An 8,286-nucleotide genomic window follows, 5' to 3' on the forward strand; every position below is an offset into this window, starting at 1 on the left:
CATAGGCTGAGCTGATGGTCGAGGAGGAGCAGAAGTACGAGGTGGACGACACCTTCGTGCTGCCGGACCTGTCCGCCACGTTTCCGGCCGGCGGCCGGGTCCGGGCGCTGCCGCCGGTGACGCTCGTCGCCCGCTACCTCGACACGGTCGACCTGCGGCTGGCCCGCGCCGGGGCGTCCCTGCGCCACCGCAAGGGTGACGAGCTGCCGTGGACGGTGAAGCTGCCCACCGGCACGCCCGGCGTCCGGCACGAGATCTCCCGTCCCGGGCCGGTCGGGCAGCCGCCGCCGGAGCTGGTCGAGCTGGTCACCGTCCTGCATCGGGGCGCGTCGCTGGCGCCGGTGACTGTGGTACGCACCGTCCGGCACGCTCACGAGGTGTGCGACCGGGCCGGAACGGTGCTCGCCGAGGTGGTGGACGACCGGGTGACAGTCCTCGACGACGCCGGCGCCACCACCGGCGCGTTCCGCGAGGTGGAGGTGGAGCGCAAGGCCGGCGACCGCAAGCTGCTGGAACGAATCGGCGAGGTGCTGTGCGAGGCCGGGGCCCGGGCCGGCTCGTTCACCCCGAAGCACGTACGGGCGCTGGGGACGGTGGCGCAGGCCGAACCCGACCTGGTCGGGCCGGGCGGACTGACGGCCGACCCGACCGCCGGGGACATGGTCACCGAGGCGGTCCGCAAGGAGGTGGGCCGACTGTTGGCGCACGACCCGCTGGTGCGGCTGCGCACCTCGACCGACGGCGGCGACAGCGCCGTACACCAGATGCGGGTGGCCTGCCGACGGCTGCGCAGCGACCTGCGCACCTTCCGGCCGCTCGTGCGCCGCAGCTGGGCCCGGCCCCTGCGCGACGAGCTGCGCTGGCTGGCCGGGGTGCTCGGCGGGGCGCGCGACGCCGAGGTGCTCCGCGACCGACTGCGGCGCACCGCGACCGCCGACCCGCTCAGCCCGCTCGACACGGGCGCGGTGGACCGACTGGACGAGGCGCTCGCGCAGCGGCAGCGGCAGGCGCTCGCCGCCATCGACGAGGCGCTGCGCTCGCCGCGTTACCTGGCCCTGGTGGACGCGCTGGTGCTGGCCGCCCGCGCGCCCCGGCTCACCCGACGGGCGGCCGCCCCGGCGGCGCGCACGCTACCGAAGCTGGTGGCCCGCCCGTGGCGGCAGCTCACCGGCCCCGACGGCGTGGACGGGCTCGACCCGCTGGCCCCCGACGACCGCTGGCACGCCGTCCGCAAGGAGGGCAAGCAGGCCCGCTACGCGGTCACCGCAGTGGTCCCGGCCGTCGGCAAGGACGCGCGGCGGCTGGCCCGCGCGTTGGCCCGCGTCCAGGACGTGCTCGGCGAACACCAGGACGCCGCGGTGGCCGCCGAGACCTGGCTCGCCCTCGCCGCCGACCGACCGGCCGACCACGAGCTGGCGGTCACCGCCGGGCGGCTGGCCGAGCGGGAACGCGACACGGTCCGCCTGATGCGGGCCCGGTTCCCCGCCGCGTGGCACCGGGCCACCCGGCGACGGCGGACCAGATGGTTGCCGTGACGGGCATCCGCGCTGCCGGCGGGGTCTGCTGGCGACCGACCGCCGACGGCGTACGGGTCTGCGTCGTGCACCGCCCGCGCTACGGGGACTGGACGCTGCCCAAGGGCAAGCTCGAACCGGGCGAGCATCCACTGGTCGCGGCGGTCCGGGAGGTGGCCGAGGAGGCCGACGTGCGGGGCGTACCGCAGGTGCGGCTGCCGTCGGTGCGCTACCGCAGCGAGGGGCAGGCCAAACTGGTCGACTACTGGTCGATGCTCGCGGTCGCCGAGGGCGGGTTCCAGCCGGGCACCGAGGTCGACGACATCCGGTGGCTGGCCGTGGACGACGCGATCCGCCTGGTCAGCTATCCGCACGACGCCGAGGTGCTCGCCGGGTTCGCCGCGTTGCCGCCGGTGACCGCGACCGTCGCGGTGGTCCGGCACGGGCACGCCGGCAAGCGGGCCACCTCGACCGGCCCGGACACCGCCCGCCCGCTCGATCGCGAGGGGTGGGCCCAGGCGTACGCGCTGGCGCCGCTGATCGCCCTGGTGCGCCCGGCCCGGCTCCTGTCGGCCTCGCCGCGCCGCTGCGTGCAGACCCTGGACCCGGCCGCCGCGTTGCTCGACCTGCCCATCGAGATCTGCGGCGACCTGGACGAGCCGCAGCCGGGTCAGCAACAGGACGAGCGGGTGCTGGCCACCGCCGCCCAACTGCTGGAGCTGGCCTGCGCCGGCGGGCAGGTGGCGGTGTGCAGCCAGGGCAAGGTGCTGCCGGGCGCGTTGGAGCAGCTGACCGGCCGCGCCGACGAGGACTTCATTACCCCGAAGGGCGGCGGCTGGCTGCTGGCCTTCAGCGGCGAGCGGCTGCTCGCGGCCGACCGCCTGTGAGGCCCGCCCGGCGCTTCGGCGGTTGATCCCCCCTTCAGGTCGCCGACGTGGCGGTGTCCGGCTGGCCAGATACCGCAGCATCGGCGATCCCGGCGCGGGGTCAGCGGGACGGCAGGGTGAGGGTCACCGCCACCGGCAGGTGGTCGCTGGCCTCGCCGCGCGGCGCGACCGGATTCGTCGCCGTCAGGCCGGGCGAGACGAAGACGTGGTCGATCTGCTGGCGTGGATCGTCGGCCGGGCTCGTCGCCAGCGGACGGGCGACCGCCAACGCGTCGACCAGCCCGGCCGCGGTGAACTGCTCGAAAGCCTCGTCGCCCGGCTCGGTGTTCAGGTCGCCGGCCACCACGAGCGGCCGGCCGGCCGCGTACCCGGTGGCGAAGTCGGCCACCGCGCGAGCCTGCGCCACCGGGCCCGCGTCGGGTGGCGGTTGCAGGTGGGTGCTCACCACGGCGGCACGGACACCGTCGCCGAGGTCCAGGGTGACGGCGAGAGCCTGCGCTCCGGTGGGCGCCCCGAGAGACGGCAGCGGCCGGGACCGTGGGTCGGTGACCGGCCACCGGCTGAGCACCGCGTCACCCCAGACCGGGTCGGCGGCCGGCCCGAACACGTACGGCATGCCGAGCCGGTCGGACAGCAGGTCCAGCGTGTCGTGGCCGCCGTTGAGCAGCCAGCCCCGGTCCACCTCGCTGAGCAGCACCACATCGGGCCGCTGCCGGTCGATCGCCGCGGTCAGCCCGGCCAGGTCGAACCGGCCGTCCAGCCCGAAGCCCATCCGGATGTTGTACGCCACCACGGTCAACCGCTCCGGCGGACCCTCCCGGTTGCTCGCCACCGCCACCTCGTCGGCGAGCAGCGGCGCGAGCAGAGCCAGCGCGGCGACCCCGCCGGCGGTCCGCAGCGGCGGAAGCGGGCCGGGACGCCGGTGGCCGGACGGACGGGCGGCCAGGGCCACGGCGGCGACCACCCCGGCCACCACCACCGGCACCACCGCGTTCGGGTAGCCCAGGTCGTATGCCGAGTAGTAACCCACCGCCCCCAGCACGAAGAGCAGCATGCCGGCGGCGACGGCGTACCCCCGGCGGGCCGCCGTTCGGCGGCTGTCGTCCGTGCCCGTCGCGCCCTCACCGTCAGCGTCAGCGTCGACGGCGGCGTGGGCGGCGCCGTCGGCGTCGGCGCGACCCGGAGCGTCGGTGAGGGCGAGGCAGGCGCCGAGTCCGACGGCGGTGAGCAGGATGGCCGCGACGAGCAGGTCGCCACTGTCGAGGGCGAAGAGCACCACGCCCACCAGCAGGGCCGCCGGCCCGAGCGGTCGGCCCCACCCCCGGTTCGGGCCCGCCAGCGCGGCCAGCAGGAACCCGGCGACCGCCACCGGCACCGGTGCCAGGCCGAACAGCGGTGAGCGAGCGACGTCGCCACCCGCGACCAGGTACGACATCCCGGCCTGGGCCAGGGCCGGCGCGAGGGCCACCATGCCGGCCAGCAGCAGCACCGGCCCGGCCAGCAGCCACGATCGGGCGCCACCGGGGCCGGGCGGCGCGGTGGGCAGCGTCGTGCCGAGCAGGAACAGCACCGCCGCGACGGCGCTGAGCAGCCAGGCCACCCAGCCGCCCCGCCAGACGAGGTCGTAGGTGTCCAGCAGCGCGTGGATGGCGGCGTTGACCGCCAGCCCCAGGGCCAGTCCCGGCACCGGACGGTCGGTGCCGCCGGCGACACCCACCAACCAGACCAGACCGGCGAGCAGACCGGCGGTGGCCAACCAGAGCTGCGGACGGCCGCCGGGGGCGCTGGTGAGCGCGAGCCGGGCCACGGCGAGCAGCACGGCGGCGACGACGGTGACCCGGCGGGCGCCCACCCGCCGGACCAGAGCCGGCGCGGCCATCGCCAGAACGAACCAGCCGAGCGCGAACGCGCCCATCAACTCGGCCGGGGTGGACGCGGCCTGCCCGAAGATGGTGATGATGCCGGGCAGCCAGACGCGCAGCACGTCGATGAGCAGAATGACGCCCAGCGCGAGCGATCCGGTGGTGAGCTGGCGGTAGCGCACCGGCGCCCCATTTCGTCGGCGGACCGGTCCGCAAAGGGGGGCCGGCACGGCGATTCTGCGCGTACGGCCCGGCCGGGTCAACGGTCCGGCACGCGCAAAGGGCGCCCACCGCGAGGGTGGACGCCCTTTGGGCGGACAGTCGGTCAGCGCTTGCTGGCCGCCTTCTTGGCCGGAGCCTTCTTCGCCGGCGCCTTCTTGGCCGCCGTGCTCTTGCTCGCCGCCGCGGTGGTCTTCTTCGCCGTGGCGGACTTGGTCGCCGCGGCGGTCTTCTTCGCCGGGGCGGTCTTCTTGCTGGCGGCCGTCTTGGTCGCCGTGGTGGTCTTGCTCGCCTTGGCCGGGGCGGTCTTCTTGCTGGCCGCCTTGGTGGCGGCGGCGGTGGTGGTCTTGCTCGCCTTGGCCGGGGCGGTCTTCTTACCGGCCGCCTTGGTGGCGGTGGCCTTGGTGCCCGCCGCCTTGGCGCCGGCGGTCTTGGCCGTGGCGGCGGCGGTCTTCTTCGCCGCCACCGTGGCCTTCGGCACCTTGCCGCTGGCCACCATCTCCTTGAACCCGGCGCCGGGGCGGAAGGTCGGGACGGACGTCTTCTTGACCTTCACCGCCTCGCCGGTACGCGGGTTGCGCGCTGTTCGTGCGCCACGCACACGCTTTTCGAATGCTCCGAATCCGGTGATCGCCACCTTCTCGCCCTTGGTGACCGCTGCCTGGACCTCAGTGAGGACCGCGTCGAGCGCGGCCGTCGCCGTCTTCCGGTCCCCCAGGCGAACGGCGAGCGCCTCGATGAGCTCGGCCTTGTTCACGACTTCCTCCCGATTGTGCAACTGACTCGACGCGAGCCATTCTGCGCGCACCGTATGCCCTGCGCTGCCTGGACACAAACATTCGGTGGAAAAAAGCCCTTGTGTCGTAACGGATTCGCCCCCACCGGTTGGACCGGTGGGGGCGAAATCCGATGTGCGGGTGGGCGTACGGCTATGCCACCGAGGGCAGGAACGGCAGTCGAGACGCCTCGTAGGAGGCGATGTCATCGGCGTGCCGGAGGGTGAGTCCAATGTCGTCCAGGCCCTCCAACAGCCGCCACCGGCTGAAGTCGTCCAGTGGGAACGACCAGGTCGCGTCCCCGGCCCGGAGCTGTCGGGCGGTCAGGTCGACGGTCACCGGAGTGGTCGGGTCGGCCTCGACGAGATCCCACAACTCCTCGACGGCTTTCAATTCCAACTCGACCGGCAGCAGGCCCTCCTTGAGTGCGTTGCCCCGGAAGATGTCACCGAAGCGCGGGGCCACCACGGCGCGGAAGCCCCAGTCCCGTAGCGCCCAGACGGCGTGCTCCCGGGAGGAGCCGGTGCCGAACTCGGGACCGGCGATGAGGATCGACGCACCGGAATAGGATTCATCGTTGAGTACGAATGCCGGGTCTTCCCGCCAGGCGTTGAACAGCCCGTCGGCGAAGCCGGTGCGGGTCACCCTCTTGAGGTACACGGCCGGGATGATCTGATCCGTGTCCACGTTGGACCGGCGCAGCGGCACGGCGGTGCCGGTGTGGGTGGTGAACTTGTCCATCTCCTCGGTCCCTTCTACAGATCGGCGGGGGCGGCCAGCCGCCCGACCACGGCGGTGGCGGCGGCGACCGGCGGGGAGACCAGGTGGGTACGACCGCCCCGGCCCTGCCGGCCCTCGAAGTTCCGGTTGGAGGTGGACGCGGAGCGCTCGCCGGGCTTGAGCGTGTCGGGGTTCATGCCCAGGCACATCGAGCAGCCGGCGAACCGCCACTCGGCGCCGGCGTCGGCGAAGACCTTGTCCAGCCCCTCGGCCTCGGCGGCCTCCCGGACGGCGGCGGAGCCGGGCACCACGAGCATCCGGACGGAGTCGGCGACCCGGTGGCCGCGCAGCACGTCGGCCGCGGCCCGCAGATCCTCCAGGCGGCCGTTCGTGCAGGAACCCACGAAGACCACGTCGATGGACAGCTCCCGCAGCGGGGTGCCGGGGCGCAGATCCATGTACTCCAGCGCACGGCGGGCGGCAGCGCGCTCCGAGTCGGTGGTGAACTCCTCCGGGTCGGGCACCGGCGCGCTCAGCGGCGCGCCCTGCCCGGGGTTGGTGCCCCACGTGACGAACGGCGTGATCCGGCTGGCGTCCAGGGTGACCTCGGCGTCGAAGCGCGCGCCCTCGTCGGTGGGCAGCGTCCGCCACCAGGCCAGCGCCGCGTCCCAGTCGGCGCCCTGCGGCGCGTTCGGCCGACCCTTGAGGTACGCGAAGGTCGTCTCGTCCGGCGCGATCATGCCGGCCTTGGCGCCCCACTCGATGGACATGTTGGCGATGGTCATCCGCCCCTCCATGGAGAGGGCCTGGATGGCGTCGCCGCGGTACTCGACGATGTGCCCGCGCCCACCACCGGTGCCGACCTGGGCGATCAGCGCGAGCACCAGGTCCTTGGCGGTGACGCCGGGGGCGAGCTGGCCGGTGACGTTGACGGCCATGGTCTTCGGCCTGCTCTGCGGCAGCGTCTGGGTGGCCAGCACGTGCTCCACCTCGCTGGTGCCGATGCCGAAGGCGAGCGCGCCGAACGCGCCGTGGGTGGCGGTGTGTGAGTCGCCACACACGATCGTCATGCCGGGCTGGGTCACCCCGAGCTGCGGGCCGATGACGTGCACGATGCCCTGGTTCTCGTCGCCGAGCGGGTGCAGCCGCACGCCGAACTCGGCGCAGTTGCGGCGCAGCGTCTCGATCTGCGTACGCGACGTCGGGTCCGCGATGGTGAGCAGGTCACCGCGGCGGAGCCGGAACGCCGGATCGGCGTACCCGGTCGGGGTGTTGTGGTCCTCGGTCGCGAGGGTCAGGTCGGTACGGCGCACCCGGCGCCCGGCGAGCCGCAGCCCGTCGAACGCCTGCGGGCTGGTCACCTCGTGCAGCAGGTGCAGGTCGATGAAGAGCAGGTCCGGCTCACCGGCGGCGGACCGTACGACGTGCGCGTCCCAGACCTTCTCGGCCAGGGTCCTCGGCTCAGGAGTGACTCCCACCATCTGGACATCCTAAATTCTGGGAGGTAAGTTTCGGCTTGTGGGACACAGTATGAGCGGTGTCGGCGTTCTCGACAAGGCGGTGGTCATCCTGGCCGCCTGTGTCGACGGCGCCAGCCTGGCCGAACTCGTTGAACGCACGAAGCTGCCCCGGGCCACCGCGCACCGGCTGGCACAGGCACTGGAGATCCATCGGATGCTGGTCCGGGACACCCAGGGGCGCTGGCGTCCCGGGCCCCGGCTGGGCGAGCTGGCCAACGCCGCTCCGGACGTCCTGCTGACCGCCGCCGAGCCGCTGCTGGCCGCGCTGCGCGACGCCACCGGCGAGAGCGCGCAGCTCTACCTGCGCCGCGCCGACGAGCGGATCTGCGTGGCGGCGGCGGAGCGCGCCAGCGGCCTGCGGGACACCGTTCCGGTCGGCTCGGTGCTGCCGATGACGGCCGGCTCGGCGGCCCAGATCCTGCTCGCCTGGGAGCCTCCAGAGGCGGTGATGCCGCTGCTGCCGCGCAGCAAGTTCACCGGCCGCACCCTGGCCGAGGTCCGCCGCCGCGGCTGGGCGCAGAGCGTGGCCGAACGGGAGGCCGGTGTGGCGAGCGTCTCCGCCCCGATCCGCGACCGCACCGGCCGCGTGATCGCCTCGGTCAGCATCTCCGGCCCGATCGAACGCCTGGGCCGCCGCCCCGGCGAACGCCACGCCATGGCAGTCGTCAGAGCCGGCCAACGCCTCTCCGGCCTCTAACCCCACCCCCCACCCCGCCCCTGCCCTTGTTGATCATGAAGTTATTGCCCGGACACGCCGTGGCGGAGGGCAATAACTTCATGATCAACGG

At 73.9% G+C, this 8,286-nt stretch carries 7 protein-coding genes; 3 read left to right on the forward strand and 4 right to left on the reverse strand.

What is annotated here, in order from left to right:
* Positions 1-14 precede the first annotated feature (14 nt).
* Complete coding sequence (locus ABZU46_RS20455; protein ID WP_354860101.1) at positions 15-1,535, forward strand: CYTH and CHAD domain-containing protein; 1,521 nt, start codon at positions 15-17, stop codon at positions 1,533-1,535.
* Positions 1,523-2,401, forward strand: coding sequence for an NUDIX hydrolase (locus tag ABZU46_RS20460; protein ID WP_354860103.1), 879 nt, complete (start codon positions 1,523-1,525; stop codon positions 2,399-2,401). Before ABZU46_RS20455 ends, ABZU46_RS20460 begins: the two co-directional genes overlap by 13 nt.
* Before the next feature lie 100 nt (positions 2,402-2,501).
* On the opposite strand, the gene ABZU46_RS20465 is transcribed toward ABZU46_RS20460, so the two are convergent.
* The 4 genes from ABZU46_RS20465 to leuC form a co-directional block, all read right to left on the reverse strand.
* Complete coding sequence (locus ABZU46_RS20465) at positions 2,502-4,445, reverse strand: endonuclease/exonuclease/phosphatase family protein (protein ID WP_354860104.1); 1,944 nt, start codon at positions 4,443-4,445, stop codon at positions 2,502-2,504.
* Positions 4,446-4,588: 143 nt separating this feature from the next.
* Positions 4,589-5,239, reverse strand: a complete 651-nt coding sequence (locus ABZU46_RS20470) for an HU family DNA-binding protein (protein WP_354860105.1) — start codon at positions 5,237-5,239, stop codon at positions 4,589-4,591.
* 172 nt (positions 5,240-5,411) lie between these two features.
* Complete coding sequence (leuD, locus tag ABZU46_RS20475) at positions 5,412-5,999, reverse strand: 3-isopropylmalate dehydratase small subunit (RefSeq protein ID WP_354860107.1); 588 nt, start codon at positions 5,997-5,999, stop codon at positions 5,412-5,414.
* Between the two features lie 14 nt (positions 6,000-6,013).
* Complete coding sequence (gene leuC / locus ABZU46_RS20480) at positions 6,014-7,459, reverse strand: 3-isopropylmalate dehydratase large subunit (protein ID WP_354860110.1); 1,446 nt, start codon at positions 7,457-7,459, stop codon at positions 6,014-6,016.
* A 49-nt stretch (positions 7,460-7,508) separates the two neighbouring features.
* On the opposite strand from leuC, the gene ABZU46_RS20485 reads away from it, so the two are divergent.
* Entirely contained in the window at positions 7,509-8,195 is a 687-nt protein-coding gene (locus ABZU46_RS20485) for an IclR family transcriptional regulator (protein WP_007456408.1), read from the forward strand.
* The last annotated feature ends 91 nt before the right edge of the window (positions 8,196-8,286 follow it).

This window comes from Micromonospora sp. NPDC005197 (assembly GCF_040608295.1).
Lineage (GTDB): Bacteria > Actinomycetota > Actinomycetes > Mycobacteriales > Micromonosporaceae > Micromonospora.

Coding starts and splice junctions, on each gene's coding strand:
- ABZU46_RS20455 (WP_354860101.1), top strand. CDS start 15: ATGGTCGAGGAGGAGCAGAAGTACGAGGTGGACGACACCTTCGTGCTG.
- ABZU46_RS20485 (WP_007456408.1), top strand. CDS start 7,509: ATGAGCGGTGTCGGCGTTCTCGACAAGGCGGTGGTCATCCTGGCCGCC.
- ABZU46_RS20460 (WP_354860103.1), top strand. CDS start 1,523: ATGGTTGCCGTGACGGGCATCCGCGCTGCCGGCGGGGTCTGCTGGCGA.
- leuD (WP_354860107.1), bottom strand. CDS start 5,999: ATGGACAAGTTCACCACCCACACCGGCACCGCCGTGCCGCTGCGCCGG.
- leuC (WP_354860110.1), bottom strand. CDS start 7,459: ATGGTGGGAGTCACTCCTGAGCCGAGGACCCTGGCCGAGAAGGTCTGG.